Genomic DNA, 19,512 nt, shown 5'->3' on the forward strand with positions numbered 1-19,512 from the left:
TATTGATGACAATTCTAGTTGATAAGAAGAAAAAACTTTTTACGTTGCAAACTAAGAACACTACTTATCAAATGAAAGTAGGAAAATTTGATCATCTTTATCACATTTATTATGGGAAGAGAATTGACCATCAAGATTTATCGTATCTAATGTATAACGGACCATCGCATTATGTACCGTACCCTCACGAAGCCAAAAACAGAGTTGGCTCATTGACCTTGTTATCTCAAGAATATCCAACAGTCGGTACTGGCGATTTAGGTAGCGTTGCCTTAGACTTGGAAAATTACGACGGTACTCGAGTTGTTGATTTGAAATATAAGAACTTCGAAGTAATCAATGGTAAATATAGTCTTGAAAAATTACCAACATTTTATGCTAATAATGGCGAAGCTCAAACTTTAAAAATTACTTTAGTCGATGATTTGACTGGCATCGAAGTTGAATTGTTCTATGGCGTCTTCGGCAATAACGACGTTATTACTAGAGCGGCAAGAATGAGCAATTTAGGCAAGAAACCAATCAAGATTCACAAGATGCAATCAATGTCTTTGGATTTAATTTTTGGACAGTACGGATTTAGTCCACTTTCATGGACGTTGGGGTGCTGAACGTAATTATGAACGTTTGCCACTATCGCATAATGTAACAAGTTTTGGTTCTAATTACGGAGTTTCTAGCTCAAAAGAAAATCCCGGGTTCTTGTTGGTTGGCAAGAACACTAATGAAACTGACGGTTATTGCTACGGTTTTAATTTGGTTTATAGTGGAAACTTTCGGGCCACTGCTGAACAAGGAGCTTTGGGGCAAAGTCGTGTCACTTTAGGCTTAGGCGATGACCAATTTTCATGGAAATTAGAGCCGGGTGAACTATTCGAAAGTCCAGAAGCTGTCATGAGTTTCTCAGGTTATGGGATGACGAACTTATCGCATAATTTCCACGATGTTATTCGTAATAACCTCTGTCGCAGCAAGTATGAAAAAGCTAGACGGCCAGTTTTAGTCAACAACTGGGAAGCTACTGAATTTGATTTCACTGGCAAGAAGCTTTTGCAGATTGCTAAGGCTGCTAAAGGTATCGGCGCTGACTTGTTCGTAATGGATGACGGCTGGTTCGGCAATCGTTACGATGATAATCGAGCTTTGGGCGACTGGTTCGTCAATGAAAAGAAGCTTGGTTGCAGTCTCAATGAATTAGTTAAGAAGATAAACGCTATGGGGCTCGACTTTGGTATGTGGTTCGAACCGGAAATGATCAGTGAAGATAGTGAACTCTATCGTCACCACCCAGATTGGGCTTTGAACTTCCCACAACGTAAAGCCTTGTTGGACCGGAATCAACTAGTCCTCGACCTGTCTAGAGAGGAAGTTCGTGATTACTTATTCGAACGTATCTCAGCTGTTTTGGACAGCGCCAATGTTAGCTATATCAAGTGGGATATGAATCGTCCCATCACTGATTGGTACTCAAAGAACTTGACTAAGGGCCGTCAAGGCGAATTGCAACACCGTTATATCCTTGGCTTGTACGAATTGTTCGGTCGAGTAACGAGAAAGTACCCTGACGTTTTGATTGAAGGCTGTTCAGCTGGCGGTGCTAGATTTGATTTAGGGATGTTATCATATGAACCACAAATTTGGACATCTGATAACACTGATCCAATCAATCGTCTTGGCATCCAATACGGAACTAGTTTCTTCTATCCAGTTTCTGCCATGGGTTCACATATTTCCGACAGTCCTAATCAACAAAACGGTCGTGTAACGCCATTTTCAACTCGGGCAGCTGTAGCGATGTGTGGAACCTTCGGCTATGAATTGGACATCACTAAATTTAGCGACGAGCAAAAAGAACAAGCTAAGAAATACACCAAACTTTATAAGAAAGTCCAAGACATGACGTGTAATGGGGATTATTATCGTTTAGCTAGTCCATTTGACCGCTCAAATGATTTAGTCGCTTGGCAAGTCGTCTCTAAAGATAAGTCGGAGAGTTTCTTGACTGTTGTAGTCACGAATGTTGTCGCCAATGCTTCATTTGTCTACGTTCAATTACGGGGACTCGAGGCATCTGACAATTATGAAGTTAATGGAGAAATTTATTCTGGAGCAGCCTTGATGAATGCTGGCTTGAAGTTAGGTCGGTTCAAGGGTGATTATCCTTCACAACAAATCTATATTAAAGAAGTTTAAATTTGAAGATAGCTGGACCACAGTTGTTCAGCGAATAGATCTAGCAGTCAATTCTGATGCTAGGTCTATTTTTTACCACTTGGGATTTTAGTTTGACCGCTTAGGCAAATAAGCTATACAGAGTTACTGGAATGTGGTGTAATACTTTTAACGAAAGGTGGCGTTGGTCGTGAAAATCAGGTTGGATATTTCTGCAGGATATCCCGAAAAAGAAATAGTTATCAAAGCTAATAAAAAAGATGCTGAAGTGGATGAAATAGTTAATACTTTGCAAAATATCGCGAGTAAATTCAATCAGCTGACTGGATTTATTGGTGAGACAGCTTATTCTTTGGAATTAAAGGATATTCTGTTCTTTGAAACCAATGATCGTAATGTTTATGCGCACACGATCGACAATGCCTTTTTGATTCACTATCGTTTGTACGAATTGGAGGAGAACCTGCCAGATAACTTTTTGCGAGTTTCAAAATCTTCTATTTTAAATGTAGATGAAATCTTGTCCTTAACCAGTTCAGTGACTGGGAATCTGATACATTTTAAAAATACGTACAAGACGCTTTATGTTTCGCGAAGATTTTTAAAAAATTTGAAAAATAAATTAAATCGAAAGAGGGTTTAAAGATGAGAAATAGAAGTCGAATCTTTTGGGGTTTATTTCTACTAGTAAGTGCAGCTATTTTAATCGTCAGCCAGTTGCATTTATTGACCTACACATTTACTTTTTGGACGATTGTCGCAACCATTATTTTGGTAGCGTTCTTGATTAAGAGTCTGACGTATTTTTCCGTTTCTGGAACAGTCTTCTCCCTAGCGTTTTTAGCAATTCTTTATGCTAAACCATTAGGAATCGCTAGTTTGAGTGCTTGGACGATTCTTGGTGCCGCATTACTGATTTCAATTGGATTGTCGCTGATTTTTCGCCCTTTTTTAGCTAGGCACCGCCCCTGGATGAAAAAAATTTATAAGTATAAATATCAATGGAACGGCAAAGGTGATTTTAACTCCGATGTAAAAACAGTCGATGACCCCGATGTTGAAGTGGATGTCAAAATGGGCAATAGCACGCGATATGTGGAATCAAATGACTTTAAGAGTGCTGATATCAATGTCGAAATGGGCAACGCTAAAATTTATTTTGAACACGTCAACGTCCAAGATACAGCAGTTATCAACGTCAACGTTTCCTTAGGTGCAGCCGAGTTATACGTACCGCGTGATTGGAATATCATCAATGGACTGGATAATAATTTGAGCAATATCTCCGAAAATGGTGTTAGAAAAGTTGATGTTGATAGTCCTAATGTTACTGTGCAGGGATTGGTTTCCTTGGCTAATTTGAAGATTACTTATATTTAATGGTAGGAAATTTCCTCTTTGATGTCCCTTTTGAGATATTTTAGGGGAATTTTTAAATTTATAATTGCTAGATTTTGTTGCTAGTTTTTTTAGAATAATAGATAATTCATTTATCATCAAACTATTCAAAAACATCTAGTAAAGGAAAATAAGTCAGATGGAAATGTTGGAACCTATCAATACAGATTACAGTTATGGCCATTTAACGAAAGTTCAAAGAGCAGAGATTATTAAGAAGTTAACAGAATCTCAAAAACAAACTATTGAACAATATAAGAGATATAAAGTTAATTCGATGTTACTGAATCAATTCAATAAAACAGGAACAGAATGGAAATTTTTAGAAGAAAAGATTAATTGGAACTTTAACCAATCTAATCCAAATGAATCTAATTTACATTGTTCATGTGGACGAGGAGTTAAATATCTCTATGTTTGCAAGTCAAAAAACAATCAAGAAATAAAGTGTTTTGGTAAAAACCATTTAGAACAAGAAGCTGGCATTGGATCAAATGTGTTGCAAGATATAAGGAAAGAAAAGCATAAAATTGATCGTGGTTTAGATGAAATAGTGATTCGAGTTGATGGAGATGTATTCTTTCCCACAGAACCATATGAGTTTCTTAAAAAGAATAGAATGTTGGATATTCTTTTTTCAAAAGAAAGGATGGAATATCTGAAAGAATTTAGTCGTGAAGGATTGCCTATTTATCGCGAAGATGAGAACAAGATGATTAAAGAGTTTAATCGAATTCTAGAAAAAGTTAAGGAACAAAAGCATCAAAAGTGGTTAAAGACTACTGAAGGTATTCAATATTTAAAAGAACAGGTAATTAAGAAAAAATATAATGAAGAACAAGAAATAATACGAATAGAACGCCAGAAAATATGGTTAAATAATAATGATTGGTTTAACGAGCAAAAAAATTTTGAAAGAAAATCAGATAATAAAGAAACAACAATATTCACACTAAAAAAACGAACTATCGATAATGCAAAAGTGACATTTAACCAGGTACTTATCCATCATAATGACGTAACTGAAAAATATTGTATTGAAAGTAATTGTGATATGGATGCTTTGATTATTAATGGAATGTTTGATGGTGGATCCGTTACTAATGGAAAAACGATTATTCCCCAAGAAACTGTGATTAGATTGTTAAAAATGCTCAATAAAAAATTTGAATATGATATAAATGGGCTTGAAAAAAGAGTCGATGAAATATATGGAATTTTAGAACATGAGGGTATTATTAAAAAAAGCAAAAATAGATTCATAGCAAATTACTAGAGATTTTTGAAAGAATATATACTAATGAAAATGGTTCTAAACGACAGAAAATAAAATTGCAAAAAAAGGCATGATTCAGATTGAACACCTGAATCATGCCTTTAAATTTAAAAGCCTATATTGTTAGGAGATAACATATTATCTATTGTTTTTTTGAAAACATTAAATTTTATAGTAAGTGAATACCGTTAGCATCGCATTTATCACGTAAGTCTTGTGGCCAAACTGCAGCTTGGACTTCACCAACGTGAGCTTTGCCTAATAACAACATGCAAAGACGTGATTGTCCGATACCACCACCAATTGTGTATGGTAGTTCGCCAGCTAGTAACATTTTGTGGAATGGCAATGTCGCACGATCTTCAGCATGTGCCATCTTCAATTGTTTCTTCATTGATTCTTCACTGACACGAATACCCATACTTGAAATTTCTAGGGCGTGTTGGAGAGGTTCATACCAGAACAAGATATCACCGTTTAATTTCCAGTCATCATAATCAGGGGCACGGCCGTCGTGACGTTTACCACTCTTCATAGGTCCACCGATTTGCATTAAGAAGACGCAGCCAAGTTCTTTACAGATAGCATCTTCACGTTCCTTAGGTGTCTTATCGGGCCAACGGTCTTCTAGTTCTTGAGTTGTAACGAACTTAATCTCATCAGGTAGATGGTGAACGGCTTTAGGAAATTTATACCAAACTTCGTGTTCCATGTGTTTGATAACTTTGAAAATTTGTTTAACAGTACTTTCGAGTGTTGCGGTTGTTCTTTCATCCTTAGCAATAATTTTTTCCCAATCCCATTGGTCAACGTAAATTGAGTGGATGTTGTCGAGATCTTCATCTTTTCTGATGGCGTTCATGTTTGTGTAAATGCCTTCGTGCATATCAAAGTGATAACGTTTCAAGGCAAGACGTTTCCATTTAGCTAGAGAATGGACGATTTCAATAGTTTCGCCGGGAATTCCTTTCATGGTGAAGGAAACAGGTGATTCGACACCGTTTAGGTTATCATTCAAACCAGTACCTTTTTCGACCATCATTGGTGCTGACAAGCGTGATAAATTAAGTTCCTTACCAAATTCATCTTGGAAAGTTTCACGGATGTATTGGATAGCTTTTTGTGTTTCTTTAACAGATAGTTTTGGATCGTAGTCCTTAGGTATAATTAGGTTCATAGTATTTTCCTCCATTTTTGCCGACCTTTGGTCAACCATATTCATAGCAAAATAAAAAAAGTCTTTCATCTCAGTTATTAAATTAATAATAACTGGGACGAAAGACTTTTTCGCGGTACCACCCAAGTTGCCTATTTAAAAAAATAGACCACCTCAATAAGAGCACTAACATGCTCCACCGTTGGTAACGTACCGGTTAACGTCTGTACTTACTTTGACAAAAGTCATTTTAGCCAGAAACATAAGAAAGTGTTTTTCAGAAATTCCATTTACTAATTGGGTTCTCACCATTCCCAACTCACTGTCAGTGTGAAAAAACTTACTCTTCTTTCTTGTCGTTTTTATCTTGTGACACCTATATTAGCATGTTTTACAAAAATGTAAATAATTAAATTTGATTTTTATTAATTTTGGCATTCTTTATGAGACGGCTCTTAATGAAGAAAAAAGAAAATAAATTGTTTAAAAAAGAACATACGTTCGTGTTAAATGATATAATGAATTCAACTTCAAATAAAGGACCAGACTGGTATGGGAGTATCTAATTCACAGAAATATACGATTACTAAACATGCGGCTAAAAGAATTCACACTCGCTTTAATATTTCCTCAACTCAAATTAGAGGTTGGGTATCAAATTTTTTAAGTGAAGCAACCTTTTTTCAATATTCTGATGAAGAGTCTGATAAATCTGTTCAAATTTTTAAAAAGGGTGATGTATTAGTAGTTTTAAATGTTGAAAATTTTACTATTATTACGGCTTATCCGTATAATCCATTTAATAAAACAAATGGATTGAGTAAGGATACAGTAGATAAACTGCAACCGTCATTGGATAAAATTGTTGCAGAGGAAAAAATTCGATTGCGAAATGATTTAGATGGGATGATGATCGATTTACAATTATCATTTCAAGCTTTTCAAAATCATCCTAAATCTGAAGTTTTGCTAAAGAAATATATCCGTTCCTTGAAAAAAATTAATTCACGAATTGAGACTAGTAAGGCTCTGATTGGTGATATTGAAGGACTGAAGGAATAATAAAAACTGGCTAATAATTACTAACCAGTTTTGCTTGATTTATTCTTCTGTTAAAGCTCTATATAAACTTAAATTGACTTCATGTTCTAATCTGATGGTAAATTCAATTAGTTTAGTTATTTTTCCATCAGTATTTTTTGCGGTTGTATTTTCGGCTGTAAGAACTTTAGCAGAACCCAAATAGTAAAAATCATTGCCCTCACGCTTATCGTCATCAGATTTCTTAACAAATAGTTGAATCATACCGAATTCTTTATGTTCAATTACTTTATGTTCGGTAGCGCTTGAGGTGGAACGACCGCTTTTTGAAAACCAACGCATGGTTGAACGATCAAGAAAAGCATCCTCATATGCTAATTTATTTGAGAACTTTTCAGTTTTTTCCAATGCTATAAATACAGGAAGAAATTTACCATCAGGACGCATGATGTAACCACCGACATTTTGAGGATTTTGTTCATTTTCCCAATTCAATAATTTAATGACATCGGATCGATAATATTTTTCTCCAATTTTGAATCGTTTTATGTAGGCAGTATCTTTTTTGTTAAGTTCCAAAAGATTAACATCAATAGCGTCAATAAAGTACTTGGTAAATGCTTTTGACTTTAAAGCAGATTCAAATTTAGGAGTAAATTTCCAACAATGATTATCGCGGTTGATTATTGAGATTTGACCATATTTCTTTTGATTTTTCTTCATGAAGTACTCTAAGTTAAGAATTCTTTCAGCATTATTTAATGAGTCGCCATCAAAGAAAATATTTTTTGATTTAAGTTCTGAAATAATGCTTTCATCGGTTAAGAAGGTATTATTTAATAAATCCCTTAGTATCAAGGCTTCCAAGGGACGCTTAGATACGGTTATTTCTTTAGAAATAAATTTTAAAAAGATGGATTGTTCTTCATTAAGTGAATCAATAGGATTATTTTCAAATTTTACTTGCATATAATACAAACTATCAAATTTTCGTATTATATCTGGTACAGCAATATTTCCCATTTTGTAAAAATCAACCAACATAGGTGGGCGTAATCCAATTTTATCTTTAAGATTGTTGTACGCATTTTTAAATCTTTTCATTTCGTTTAAACGAACATTAGAAACAGCTTTTAAAACACGTTTTCGGGCAATTTCTTCAAAATTTATTGTCGAAACACCAGAAATACTGGGACTGATAATTTGTTTTCGAATTTTTTCTTTATTACTTGTGTGAGAACGATCAAATGCCATTGGGATCATATAATTTTCATCATAATTTCCAATGAAATCTAAAATTGTAACAGATTCTTTTCCTACGTATTTTCGTAAACCTCGACCAAGTTGTTGTAAGAAAATGATACTAGATTTAGTAGGACGCATCATGACGATTTGATTTAGACAGGGTATATCGACACCCTCATTAAAAATATCGACTGTAATAATGTATTGTAGTTCACCATCAGTTAACTGGCTAACAGCATTTTCTCTAGTCTGGACTGTATCAATAGCTGATACAAACTTTGTTCTAATTCCACGAAGATTAAGCTTGGTTTCCAATTCACGTCCTTCTTCGACACGACTAACAAATATTAATCCATGAACATTGTCATCTCGAGGACCATAATATTTAGCTTTAGCAATTATATAATCCACACGTTCATCGGAAACAAGGTAACGTAGAGTAGTTTTGTCATCTATAATTTGACCATCTTTTTCATAATCAGTTACTCCAATATAGTGAAAAGGTGTCAACAAATCGTTATCGAGTGAATCTAATAAAGAGATTTCGTATGCTAAATGATAATTAAAATAAGCATAAACATTTGTTCCGTCAGTTCGTTCAGGTGTAGCCGTCATGCCAAGCATAAATTTAGGCTTGTAAAAATCCATTAACTTTTGATACATACTTTGTTTTTTACCAGGTAGATTTTGACTAACACGGTGAGCCTCATCGATAATAATATAATCAAATCTTGTTGCTCCCAGTTGTTTACAAATTGAATCTTTAGAAATCATATTAACTGTTGCAAAGAGGTAGCGAGCATCCAAATCTTTTTGGCCACCGCTTAGAATGCCATAATCACTATTAGCACCGCCTAGAATTTCCTGAAAACTAGTCATTGCTTTACGAAGGATTTGTTCTCTGTGAACAACAAATAAAACCTTTTTAGGATTACATTGTTGAACATCAAACGCAGCTAAGTAAGTTTTACCAGTACCTGTTGCGGCCACAACTAATCCTTTTTTAGCATGTTCTTTTTCACGAAGATGCTTTAACGCTTCTAAAGCAGGCTTTTGCATATCATTTGGAGTAATTCCACTTGGCTCAGAAACTTTTGTAGTAGTTGGTGATAATGTGTAAGTTCTAGGTTGCCAATTATCTCGATAGTTATTTATCCAACTTGGTGTTAATGGAATTGCTTGATTCCAAAGGCTGTCTAATTCTCTTTTGACATCATGAACAATATCTCCTTGGTCAGTAGAAGTTACTCGTAAATTCCATTCAAAATTTTTCTTCAAAGCATTTTGAGTTAAATTGGCGCTTCCAATAAGAATACTTTCATATTCTGCATGATTGAAATAATAAGCTTTGGTATGAAATCCGCTTTGCTCGAGGACTCGTACGTCTAGATTTGGAATGTGCAATAAATCGTCAAAAACATCAGGATTATTAAATTCCAAATAAGTTGAGGTAATTAGTTGACCCTTTATTCCATGGGTTGATATATCAGCTAATGTACTTTTTAGATCTAATAAACCGCCTAAAGTAACGAATGCGACGGCGATACGAAAAGATTTGGCACTACGAAGTTCTTCTTCTAACGTGTCCAAGATAGTACCATTGTGGTTAGTAACTAGTGCCGGCTGATATTGCTCTAATGCTTGTGTCGAATTATCAATGAATCCGAAATTAAGACCTTTAGAAATTTCCTTATCAGTATTCATAGTTAAAACCAGTCTTTGCCAATGCTTTAATTACAGAAACGTCACTTGGAGCCCATGATAGTTCAAGAGCCTCCCTTGGAGAAACCCAACGTAATTCATCATGAGCGATAGTTTTAGTAATATCACTATCCAAGCGGACATAATAACAATGTAGTACGACCTCACCAAATTTTAATTCAGCGATTCCATCGATTGAAAATTTATCAAACACAGTTGCTTTTGCACCAAATTCCTCTTGAAGCTCACGAGCCATAGCTTCCTTAGGAGTTTCTGATGGTTCAATTTTACCGCCAGGAAATTCCCAGTACCCACCTAAAACCCGATTAGATGCACGTTGGGCGGCAAGTAATTTACGGTCTTTAATAATAATTGCCCCAACAACTTGAATTTTACTCATACGACCACTCCTAATTAATGATTATTCAATAACTCAAGTATATCAAAAGTGAAGAAAACAGCTTTAGAAATCAGAATAAATAAAAGTTAAAATATGCAAAAACCTCAAGCTCACATTGAACTTGAGGTTTTTGCATTATTAACGATACAGTGAAATCACAGAATAATTTTTAAGATAGAAATTGATGAATTCATGAAATATGGATACTTACGAAAATTATTTTTAATAATATTTCCTTAATACCTAAATTTAAGGCCCTAAATCCCTTGTCTCACGCCGTATTTTGTAAGATCATATTATATAAGTGAAAAATAATAATATAAAATATACAAATTTAGCTCGTCAATTCTGAAAACTAATTGTAATAGAGCTTTTGGGGATAAAAATATGTCTAGTTTAGAGAATTTAATTCATGCTTATACAAAAAATTTAGATAGTTACTTAAAAATAGAAACGGGAAATATATATACAATTCCATTTTCTCAAAGGAAATATGAATGGCGTAAGCAAGAAGTTTCAAGATTATTTAAAGATTTAACCTCTTTATATGAAACTACAGTGAAGAAATGCATATGCTTAACTTTTTTACATTTTCTAAGGATGATAATGGGGATCTTAGAATATTTGATGGTCAGCAAAGAACTGTAACATGTATGCTCATCTTGGCTGTTATAGCTCAAAAAATTTATAGAAATGGAAAAGTTGATGCCGCAAATCAGATACACAGCTCTTATTTTTATAAAGAAGATGCTTTACGTAAAATAAAATCACAAAAGAAATTAAAGTTTGACTCTGAAGATGATGATGATTTCTTTTATAAAATCACGGAAAAGGATTTTGATATTAGTAAAAATATCTCAACCGTATTAAATACCAATAAACTATATGGTAATAAAAAGAATATGGCTGTAAATATTGTTTACATAAATGATTTATTAGATGATTTCATTAAGGACAATAGTAATGTCGATTTGATTGATTTAAGTACTTCAATAACTGATAAAACTTTTTTAGTTGAATTTATAGCTGATACTGAAGAAATTGCGTTAAGTATGTTTGAATCATTAAATAATACCGGAAAGAGTATTGAAAAGTATTATGTATTAAAAAATGATTTGGTTAAGTGTTTAGGTGAAGATGAAGTTAAGAACAATTGGAATCAAATTGACTTTAACTTGAGTGATCTAAGCACTAATTCATTCTTAATATCAGTTGCGACTTTATTTGCTGGTAAAACCACATCAAGTAAACTATTAGATAATTTGTATAAGGATGTAGATAAAGATTCAGCTTCTGAAATGAAGGAATTGTTGAGAAAATTAAAAATAGCATCAGAATATTTTTCTGAAATATGTAATCCTAGTCAAATGGAACATCCAGATAAAAATGTTCTGAAAAAATTTAGGAGTTTATCAGATCACATATCTTTATTTGGTATGAGGCAGCACAGGCCCATTATATTAGCCATGCTTATGAAAAATTTTGATTTAGCTGAGGTAAATAGCGTTCTTGATGCTGTATTAAAATTAACAATTAAGAATTTTTATTTTGATGAGAGAAAAGCAAATACGATTGAGAAGAAATTTGCAGACTTAGCTAAAAATGTATATAACGATGATATTGCGGTTAATAGTATTATTGAAGCAATTTCGAAGTTATTCATTGATGATGGTGAGTTAAAGAAAGCTATTTTAAGGAAAAATATAGTTCAAAATAGAAAAATTTCTTATATCTTAAGAAGAACCTATAATTATGGGCTTAAAAAAGGGGAGCTAGAAGTTAGTTCTGAAAATAATGATGTCGAACATATTATGCCTCAAAATCCCAAAGCTAATAGCCAATGGATCAAGTGGTTCCCTGAAGATGACGTCAGGGAAAGATATACTTATTCAATTGGTAATTTAACATTATGGTTGGATTCAGATAATCGTAGAGTCAAAAATGCAGAATTTAGTGCTAAGGCTATATCTTACAAAGATAGTGCTTTGCCAGAAAACAAAGTAATTGCTAAGAATTCCAAATGGACTGAGTCTGAAATAGATGAACGTTCAAATAGAATGGCAGATGCAATAATAAAAGCTTTAAATTAAATTACGCAAGAAGTCTACCCTAGTAGCAAATCAAAAAAATTAAACAACAATTTTCCACCATATAAAATAATAATCACGCCACAAATTAAATTAATAATTCGCAGAACTTTTGCATTAAATTTATCTTTAAATTTAGAAACAATAAAACTTAAAAGAATAAACCAAACTGCAGAGGCAATCCCAACTCCAGCGATAAAGATTGGATAACTGTAATTAGGCAGAGTAACTTGAAAGGCGCCAAGCATCATCGAACCATCAATAATAGCCTGTGGATTGAACCAAATAACCACAAAAGCTGAGGAGATAGTTTTAAAAATGGTCATTTCATTTTGAGAACTACTGATATCGTTAGTTTGTGATCTAAGCAAATTAATACCCATGAAAATTACGATTAAACTGCCAACCAATAAAATAATCAGTTGTAGCCATTCAAACTTTTTCATAATAGCGCCAATTCCAAAAAAACAGGCAAAAGCCAGCGTGACGTCAAAAAAGATAATAATTAAAGCGGTTAATAATGATTTTTTCCGAGACTGTGTTAAAGCAGCGTTTATGACAAATAAATTTGCTAAGCCAATTGGTGCATCATAGGCTATCCCCATTGTTAGTCCTTGTAAGAAAAAGTTCATGATTAATCTCCCTCATCAATCAAAGTAAACACACAATATTAATTATATCGGTTATTAGGATTAAATGTGGATGAGCTAAATAAACTATAAGTCAAAGATCAATAATTCAAAGATAATTATTGGTCTTTTAGTTTTCTAAAATTTAACCCTCAATAAGGCTTTTAAATTTGACGAAATGAATCCGCTTGAATTAAAATTTTAGCTAGTGTAATATTTTTTTAATAATTCAAATTAATTTAATTATTCATCGGAGGGTTTGATATTTTCAGACCGGATAAGATGCTATCCAGCCTTGGCTGCTTAGCGTCTTTTTTTAACTAGATGGATGAGAACAAGAGGGGGTTCTAATGAAAGTATTAATGCCGTATCTTAAGCGCTATCGCAAAGATGTTTATATTGCTTTGATATCTATTGTTGCTTTAGTGTTTGCAACGCTTTGGCAACCGCGTTTATTGCAGGTGGTCATGAATGCAATTTTGAAAGGTGACAAAGCTACCATTTTTCAACAAGGCATCTTTTTGATTGGATTAGCTGTGATTGGGATTATTGCGGGGATAATCAATACGATTTATTCAGCTCGGTTGGCTTTAGGCGTAGCAACGGACTTGCGAAGCGACTTATATAATCAAGTGCAATCATTTGCTTATGCTGATGTTGAAAAATTCTCTGCATCTAACTTAGCAGTGCGGATGACTAACGATATTAATCAAGTTCAACAAATTGTGATGGCAGGATTTCAACAAATTAGTCGGATTCCACTGTTATTTTTAGGCGCATTTATTTTGGCAATGGTCACCATGCCACAACAATGGTGGATTCTTGTAGGAATGATGATAATTGTTTTCGCTGTTACTTGGTATTCATATCAAAAAATGAGCGATTATTTCACGCAGACGCAAGAAGATATCGATGACGTCAATACGGTAGCACGTGAAAATCTAATGGGGATTCGTGTTGTTAAATCATTTGTCCAAGAACCAAACGAGATTTCCAAATTTTCTAAAGCTTCTGATAGATTGACTGGTGTTACAGCAAAAATAGGTTACAACTTTGCTATTTTAATGCCAGCTTATTTCCTGACAGCCAATATTGCTGTCGTCTTATCAGTTTATCTAGTTGGACAAAATTTGACCACGCATCCAACCTATTTAGCTGCTATCACAAGTTTTATTTCATATGTTATGCAAATTCTATTTGCCGTAATCAACGGTGGTTTCTTAATGATTGCTGCTTCAAGAGCTAATATCTCGTTGGGCAGAATTGGCGAAGTTTTAAAAGCCAAGCCAAGCATGACTTATGTAAAAGGCGACCGTGGTCCTGTGGAAGGCGATGTTGAATTTGACCATGTTACTTTCACTTACCCTGGAGATGACGCGCCAACTTTGAAAGATATTAATTTCAAAGTGAAGGCCGGAGAAATGATTGGCGTTGTCGGGGCAACTGGTTCAGGTAAAACAACTTTGGCACAGATGATTGCTCGTTTGTACGACCCCGATGAAGGTTCTGTAAAAGTTGGTGATACTGATGTACGGCAGCTTCCAGAAAAATCTTTACTTGAGACGGTTGCTTATGTATTGCAACGATCGACTTTGTTTTCTGGTACCATCTCTGCCAATTTACGGCAAGTGAAAGCTGATGCCACGTCAAATCAAATGCAATGGGCAGCAGGAATCGCTCAAGCTTCAGAATTTATTGAACGATTGCCATTGACTTACGATGCACCGGTCGAAGAACGTTCATCGAATTTCTCTGGCGGACAAAAGCAGCGTTTATCGATTACACGTGGCGTGATTGCTGAACCCAAAATTCTAATTTTAGATGATGCGACATCTGCCTTAGATGCGAAATCTGAAAAATTAGTTCAAGAAGCGCTGGATAAAGATTTGACCAAAACGACAACAATTGTGATTGCTGAAAAAATCTCGTCAATTATGCGTGCTGATCGAATTTTGGTATTGGATGATGGTCGTATCGTTGGCAATGGTACTCACCAAGAGTTAGTCGCCAATAATGCGGTCTATCAACAAATTTATCAAACGCAAAAGGCTAAGGAGGGTGTAAATCATGGGTGATTTAAGAAATGCTGGAAAATATTATTGGCATTACCTAAGAAAATATTGGTTTGGATTCATTATGACGGCCATTCTAATCGGTATTTCGACTGCTTGTATCGTTATTGCCCCCCACTTATCTTGGCCGAGCGGTTTCGGAATTGACGACCTATTTGCAGCAGTGGACTAATGAAGCAACCCGTCAAAATGCCAGTTTAGGAACATTCCATAAGACTTTGTGGATCTATCTTGGCTTATACTTTGGCGATGCTAGTACTTTATTGATAGCTAGTATGATTTTGGCTCGGATTACCGCCTACTCAACAGGTACGATGCGTGTCGGGTTATTTCGCAAGATGCAACGGATGCAAGTTCGTTATTTTGATTCCCACAGCAATGGCGATATTCTTGCTCGGTATACTTCTGATTTAGATAATATTTTTAACGCTATGAATCAAGCATTAATTGATATTTTCTTGGCAATTGCCCAATTTATTGGAATACTGATCGTTATGTTCGACCAAAATACCACGATGGCCTGGGTCACAATGGGAACAACTCCCATCGCTTTGATAGTTGCGGGAATCGTGATGCAAAAAGCTAGCGTAGCGGTCAATCGTCAACAAGATGATGTCGGACAATTGAACGGTTATATCAATGAGCAAGTTACAGCTCAAAAGGTGATTATCACTAATGGTCTTCAAAAAGATTCAATTGCTGGTTTCAAAAAGCATAATCAAAAAGTTCGTAAATCAGCTACTTCTGGTTTGATTTGGTCAGGAATTTTGAATCCATTGATGCAAGGGATGTCGCTACTAAATACAGCAATCGTTATTTTCTTTGGTTCTTGGTTTGCTCTAAATGGAACCTTATCAACTGGAGCTGCCTTAGCATTGGTCGTAGTGTTCGTAAATTATGCGCAACAATATTATCAACCAATCATGTCATTGACGAGTCTTTATGGAATGATTCAGTTGGCAATTACTGGTGCCAGACGAGTGGATGAAGTTAGGAAGCAGCCTGATGAAATTGAGCCGGTTTCCGGAAAAACTTTGCCAGGAATTAAAAAAGAAGTTCAGATTTCGGATGTTCACTTCAGTTATTTACCAGGAAAAGAAATTTTGCACGGTGTCTCGATTTCGGTTCATAAGGGCGAGATGGTAGCTTTAGTTGGACCAACGGGCTCAGGTAAAACAACGGTCATGAATCTTTTGAACCGCTTCTATGATGTTGACAGTGGGAAAATCACGATTGATGGAACCGATGTTCGAGAATTTTCTTTAGATGAATTACGAAGAAATGTCGGAATCGTGTTACAAGATCCACAACTATTTTCAGGTACGATTGCTGATAACATTCGTTATGGTGACCCAACTGCGAATATGGAACGTGTGATTGATGCTGCTAAGCAAGCTAACATTCACGATTTCATTGTCAGTCTTCCAAAGGGTTATGAAACACTGGTGTCAGATGAACAAAGTGTTTTCTCAGCTGGCCAAAAACAATTGATGTCAATTGCTAGAACGATTTTGACTAATCCACAGTTGTTGATTTTAGATGAGGCAACCTCTAACGTCGATACGGTTACGGAAGCTAATATTCAAGCAGCTATGGATCGTGTGATTCAAGGACGGACTAGTTTCGTTATTGCTCACAGATTGAAGACTATTTTAAATGCCGACAAGATTGTCGTTTTAAAAGATGGATCAATTATTGAACAAGGCAATCATGAAGCTTTGTTAGCAGAAAATGGTTTTTACGCAGGTCTTTATCGTGATCAAATGGTGACAAATTAAATAATTAAATGACATTCTCTTTTGAATGTCATTTTTGTTATATCTCTGATTTGAGGGGATAATATTTTTATGAGGAGGTAACGATGAACTTATTTGAAAAAGAATTGATGGATAAAAAGACGAATTATTTCATCATAGATTCTAGTTCCAGTGCTGAACACAATGATGTTGATTTCAAGTATTACAGTTATCAAAATCGTAATAATAATCAGCTCCATAAAAACGATTTGATAATTTATCGTCGTTCAGGCAGTGGATCTGAATGGGGTAATGAATTTTACTTGTATGGTGCTGGTAAATTTGGGGACGTTATTGCTAAAGATCCTCAAAGTGGCAATGACATCGTTGCTATCGAACAACCATATTTGTTTTCGCATCGCTTGATGAAGCAGAATCTTCGTACTTTTGACTGGAAGTTTCGAAAATTTAAAGGCAAGTGGTCCAATTTTTTCAACATGAATGGTATTACTAAAATTACGAAAGATGATTTTGTCGGATTGTTAAGTCGTCAACTTGATATGTCCAAAGAAACAAGCAATTTGTCTCTAGCTGAAGAATCGATTGCTGTTAAATGTTATCAAGCTGAAAGAAAAGAAGCTTATTTTATTGGCGATGAAGTTAAAGGGACTCCGTCTCGAAGAGCTGTTGATAAATTTTTTACCGATAAAGTAAAATTTATTTATCATTATAAATCTGCTTTGACAGGTGATACTGATGAAGACAATTTAGTGGCTGTAAGAATTGTTCCTTGGGAAGATGACCCTAAGATTCGACTTGACCCCCGAAATGGTATTTGTTTAACAAAAAAATTAGCTAAAGCCTTTGTTCAAGGCTATTTCACCTTGACTGATGATGGACGTATCACGCTATCTAATTTGGCATCTGCTGAACCAATAATCAATAAAACACTAAATAAATATAAAAATAGAAAAATATATATGAATAAGCAATACTCTCCTAATAAGAAATATTTAAACTACCATCGCGAACATATTTTTAAAAGATAGAGCTATTGACTTATCAGTGAACGCTTTGTATTATATGTACAACAACTTTTAATTAAGTCCAGCGAGGCTTAGAAAGTAAACAAGTATAGAGAGTAATCTCTAAAACAAAAACTTTCTTTGTCAGCTGGCAGAGAAAGTTTTTTTATTACTATATAATTAATCAACTTAAATTAATTTAATAAAATAGTTGTTTATATTAAAATTATTCTAATTTTACCATTGACGAAGTGCTGAGATGTTTGTATTATAAGAGCAATAACTTTTAAGAAAGTCCAGAGAGGCTCAAAAGCGAATGATAAACGGAGAGGATTCTCCCAAGCTTCGCGTACTGGTAAAAGTTTTAATATTTGAATTTTTAATTGGATCCAGTGAGGTCCCAAAGGTTCAGTCTAAATCAATCGTCAGAGACAAAACTTTAGGGATGCTGGTAAGCATCCCTTTTTATGTACCAAATTTTATCAATTCGGAGGACAAACATGAAAAGATACCTAGTTTTTGAAGATGGAACATACTTTGAAGGTACGGCTTTTGGCAGCGACACAGAAACAATCGGCGAACTTGTTTTTACAACAGGGATGAGCGGATATCAAGAAACGATTACCGATCAATCATATAACGGACAGATTATTAACTTCTGTACCCCAATGATCGGTAATTACGGTGTTGCTGAAAAATTTAATGAATCACAAAAGCCTACTATAAAGGGCGTATTAGCCCGAGAAATAACCGATGTCACAGGAAACTATCAAAGTGAAATGACAATCGATGAATTCTTGAAACAAGAAAATGTCCCCGGTATCCGACGAATTGATACACGTGCAATAACGTTAAAAATAAGAAAAGCTGGCTCTTTAAAAGCCGCAATTGTCGATGATTTAGATTCAGGTCTAGTAGATCAAATCAGTACTTGGAAATTAGACGATAACCAGTTACAAAAAAGCATTAACCCCACACCAAAAAGTTTTTCAGGTAGCGGCAAGCATGTCGTAGTCTTGGATTTTGGATACAAAGAAAGTATTGTATCGGAACTGACTAAACGGTGCTTGAAAGTTACAGTTGTACCCGGAAATACTTCTTTAGAAGAGATTGAAAATTTGAAACCAGATGGAATTATGTTGAGCAATGGACCTGGAGATCCAACTCGTCATATGGATGTTTTGCCAAATATCGTTGCTTTGGAAAAATGTTATCCAGTCTTTGGAATCTGCATGGGACACCAATTGTTGTGTTTAGCTAATGGTGCCAAAACTTTCAAAATGAAATTTGGGCACCGTGGCTTCAATCATCCCGTGAAGGATTTAGCGACAGGTCAAATTTACTTTACATCACAAAATCACGGTTATGCTGTGGATGAAAAATCGGTTGAACAAACTGATTTGAAGATTACTCAAATTGAATTGAATGACCAAACAGTGGAGGGCGTGGAACACAATAAATATCAAGCCTTCTCTGTTCAATTTCACCCAGACGCAAAACCGGGCCCACACGATGCTGATTTCTTATTTAATAAATTCTGGGACATGATTAATAAATAATTGGAGGGGAATTAA

Annotated in this window: 14 protein-coding genes, 1 pseudogene and 1 other annotated feature; of the genes and pseudogenes, 11 read left to right on the forward strand and 4 right to left on the reverse strand. The window is 34.8% G+C overall.

What is annotated here, in order from left to right; translation table 11 throughout:
* The first annotated feature begins 5 nt into the window (after positions 1-5).
* The 5 genes from FHL05_RS12700 (at position 6) to FHL05_RS05720 (ending at position 4,846) form a co-directional block, all read left to right on the forward strand.
* The gene (locus tag FHL05_RS12700; RefSeq protein ID WP_153522237.1) at positions 6-611 is read left to right on the forward strand and encodes a glycoside hydrolase family 36 N-terminal domain-containing protein; all 606 of its coding nucleotides are present in this window, start codon (positions 6-8) and stop codon (positions 609-611) included.
* On the forward strand, positions 565-2,193 hold the full coding sequence (locus FHL05_RS05705; protein WP_153522239.1) for an alpha-galactosidase: 1,629 nt from the start codon (positions 565-567) through the stop codon (positions 2,191-2,193). Before FHL05_RS12700 ends, FHL05_RS05705 begins: the two co-directional genes overlap by 47 nt.
* A 169-nt stretch (positions 2,194-2,362) precedes the next feature.
* Positions 2,363-2,815 carry a LytTR family transcriptional regulator DNA-binding domain-containing protein gene (locus tag FHL05_RS12760; protein WP_162000227.1) on the forward strand — a complete coding sequence of 151 codons (453 nt, stop codon included), beginning with the start codon at positions 2,363-2,365 and terminating at the stop codon, positions 2,813-2,815.
* A 2-nt stretch (positions 2,816-2,817) separates the two neighbouring features.
* Positions 2,818-3,552 carry a LiaF transmembrane domain-containing protein gene (locus FHL05_RS05715; RefSeq protein WP_153385631.1) on the forward strand — a complete coding sequence of 245 codons (735 nt, stop codon included), beginning with the start codon at positions 2,818-2,820 and terminating at the stop codon, positions 3,550-3,552.
* A 157-nt stretch (positions 3,553-3,709) separates the two neighbouring features.
* The gene (locus FHL05_RS05720; protein ID WP_153522241.1) at positions 3,710-4,846 is read left to right on the forward strand and encodes a hypothetical protein; all 1,137 of its coding nucleotides are present in this window, start codon (positions 3,710-3,712) and stop codon (positions 4,844-4,846) included.
* 169 nt (positions 4,847-5,015) lie between these two features.
* On the opposite strand, the gene asnA is transcribed toward FHL05_RS05720, so the two are convergent.
* Positions 5,016-6,023 carry an aspartate--ammonia ligase gene (gene asnA / locus FHL05_RS05725; protein ID WP_153385633.1) on the reverse strand — a complete coding sequence of 336 codons (1,008 nt, stop codon included), beginning with the start codon at positions 6,021-6,023 and terminating at the stop codon, positions 5,016-5,018.
* A gap of 90 nt (positions 6,024-6,113) precedes the next feature.
* Positions 6,114-6,368: a binding site (T-box leader), on the reverse strand.
* A 186-nt stretch (positions 6,369-6,554) separates the two neighbouring features.
* Between asnA and FHL05_RS05730 the strand changes: the two genes are divergently transcribed.
* Complete coding sequence (locus FHL05_RS05730) at positions 6,555-7,064, forward strand: DUF4258 domain-containing protein (protein WP_153385634.1); 510 nt, start codon at positions 6,555-6,557, stop codon at positions 7,062-7,064.
* Between the two features lie 39 nt (positions 7,065-7,103).
* Here FHL05_RS05730 and FHL05_RS05735 read toward each other — a convergent pair whose 3' ends face one another.
* Together FHL05_RS05735 and FHL05_RS05740 are read right to left on the reverse strand one after the other, a co-directional pair.
* Positions 7,104-9,992, reverse strand: a complete 2,889-nt coding sequence (locus FHL05_RS05735) for a DEAD/DEAH box helicase (RefSeq protein WP_153385635.1) — start codon at positions 9,990-9,992, stop codon at positions 7,104-7,106.
* The gene (locus tag FHL05_RS05740) at positions 9,982-10,389 is read right to left on the reverse strand and encodes a (deoxy)nucleoside triphosphate pyrophosphohydrolase (protein WP_153522243.1); all 408 of its coding nucleotides are present in this window, start codon (positions 10,387-10,389) and stop codon (positions 9,982-9,984) included. The genes FHL05_RS05735 and FHL05_RS05740 overlap by 11 nt, the downstream gene beginning before the upstream one ends.
* A 572-nt stretch (positions 10,390-10,961) precedes the next feature.
* On the opposite strand from FHL05_RS05740, the gene FHL05_RS05745 reads away from it, so the two are divergent.
* Positions 10,962-12,479, forward strand: coding sequence for an HNH endonuclease family protein (locus FHL05_RS05745; RefSeq protein ID WP_162000228.1), 1,518 nt, complete (start codon positions 10,962-10,964; stop codon positions 12,477-12,479).
* Positions 12,480-12,493: 14 nt separating this feature from the next.
* Here FHL05_RS05745 and FHL05_RS05750 read toward each other — a convergent pair whose 3' ends face one another.
* Positions 12,494-13,108 carry a LysE/ArgO family amino acid transporter gene (locus tag FHL05_RS05750; protein ID WP_153522245.1) on the reverse strand — a complete coding sequence of 205 codons (615 nt, stop codon included), beginning with the start codon at positions 13,106-13,108 and terminating at the stop codon, positions 12,494-12,496.
* Between the two features lie 347 nt (positions 13,109-13,455).
* Here FHL05_RS05750 and FHL05_RS05755 point away from each other — a divergent pair, with 347 nt between their 5' ends.
* The 4 genes and pseudogenes from FHL05_RS05755 (at position 13,456) to FHL05_RS05770 (ending at position 19,497) form a co-directional block, all read left to right on the forward strand.
* On the forward strand, positions 13,456-15,180 hold the full coding sequence (locus FHL05_RS05755; RefSeq protein ID WP_153385639.1) for an ABC transporter ATP-binding protein: 1,725 nt from the start codon (positions 13,456-13,458) through the stop codon (positions 15,178-15,180).
* A pseudogene (locus FHL05_RS05760) lies at positions 15,173-16,955 on the forward strand (ABC transporter ATP-binding protein). The gene FHL05_RS05755 and the pseudogene FHL05_RS05760 overlap by 8 nt, the downstream one beginning before the upstream one ends.
* A gap of 83 nt (positions 16,956-17,038) precedes the next feature.
* Entirely contained in the window at positions 17,039-17,962 is a 924-nt protein-coding gene (locus FHL05_RS05765) for an HNH endonuclease (protein WP_153385640.1), read from the forward strand.
* Between the two features lie 476 nt (positions 17,963-18,438).
* A complete protein-coding gene (locus FHL05_RS05770) occupies positions 18,439-19,497 on the forward strand; it encodes a carbamoyl phosphate synthase small subunit (RefSeq protein WP_153385641.1) in 1,059 nt (352 codons plus the stop codon).
* The last annotated feature ends 15 nt before the right edge of the window (positions 19,498-19,512 follow it).

This window comes from Companilactobacillus halodurans, from assembly GCF_009600995.1.
GTDB lineage: Bacteria > Bacillota > Bacilli > Lactobacillales > Lactobacillaceae > Companilactobacillus > Companilactobacillus halodurans.

What these genes read in the sequence shown, in the direction of transcription:
- FHL05_RS12700 (WP_153522237.1), top strand. Translation starts at nt 6, where the DNA reads ATGACAATTCTAGTTGATAAGAAGAAAAAACTTTTTACGTTGCAAACT.
- FHL05_RS05715 (WP_153385631.1), top strand. Translation starts at nt 2,818, where the DNA reads ATGAGAAATAGAAGTCGAATCTTTTGGGGTTTATTTCTACTAGTAAGT.
- FHL05_RS05720 (WP_153522241.1), top strand. Translation starts at nt 3,710, where the DNA reads ATGGAAATGTTGGAACCTATCAATACAGATTACAGTTATGGCCATTTA.
- asnA (WP_153385633.1), bottom strand. Translation starts at nt 6,023, where the DNA reads ATGAACCTAATTATACCTAAGGACTACGATCCAAAACTATCTGTTAAA.
- FHL05_RS05730 (WP_153385634.1), top strand. Translation starts at nt 6,555, where the DNA reads ATGGGAGTATCTAATTCACAGAAATATACGATTACTAAACATGCGGCT.
- FHL05_RS05735 (WP_153385635.1), bottom strand. Translation starts at nt 9,992, where the DNA reads ATGAATACTGATAAGGAAATTTCTAAAGGTCTTAATTTCGGATTCATT.
- FHL05_RS05740 (WP_153522243.1), bottom strand. Translation starts at nt 10,389, where the DNA reads ATGAGTAAAATTCAAGTTGTTGGGGCAATTATTATTAAAGACCGTAAA.
- FHL05_RS05745 (WP_162000228.1), top strand. Translation starts at nt 10,962, where the DNA reads ATGCTTAACTTTTTTACATTTTCTAAGGATGATAATGGGGATCTTAGA.
- FHL05_RS05750 (WP_153522245.1), bottom strand. Translation starts at nt 13,108, where the DNA reads ATGAACTTTTTCTTACAAGGACTAACAATGGGGATAGCCTATGATGCA.
- FHL05_RS05755 (WP_153385639.1), top strand. Translation starts at nt 13,456, where the DNA reads ATGAAAGTATTAATGCCGTATCTTAAGCGCTATCGCAAAGATGTTTAT.
- FHL05_RS05765 (WP_153385640.1), top strand. Translation starts at nt 17,039, where the DNA reads ATGAACTTATTTGAAAAAGAATTGATGGATAAAAAGACGAATTATTTC.
- FHL05_RS05770 (WP_153385641.1), top strand. Translation starts at nt 18,439, where the DNA reads ATGAAAAGATACCTAGTTTTTGAAGATGGAACATACTTTGAAGGTACG.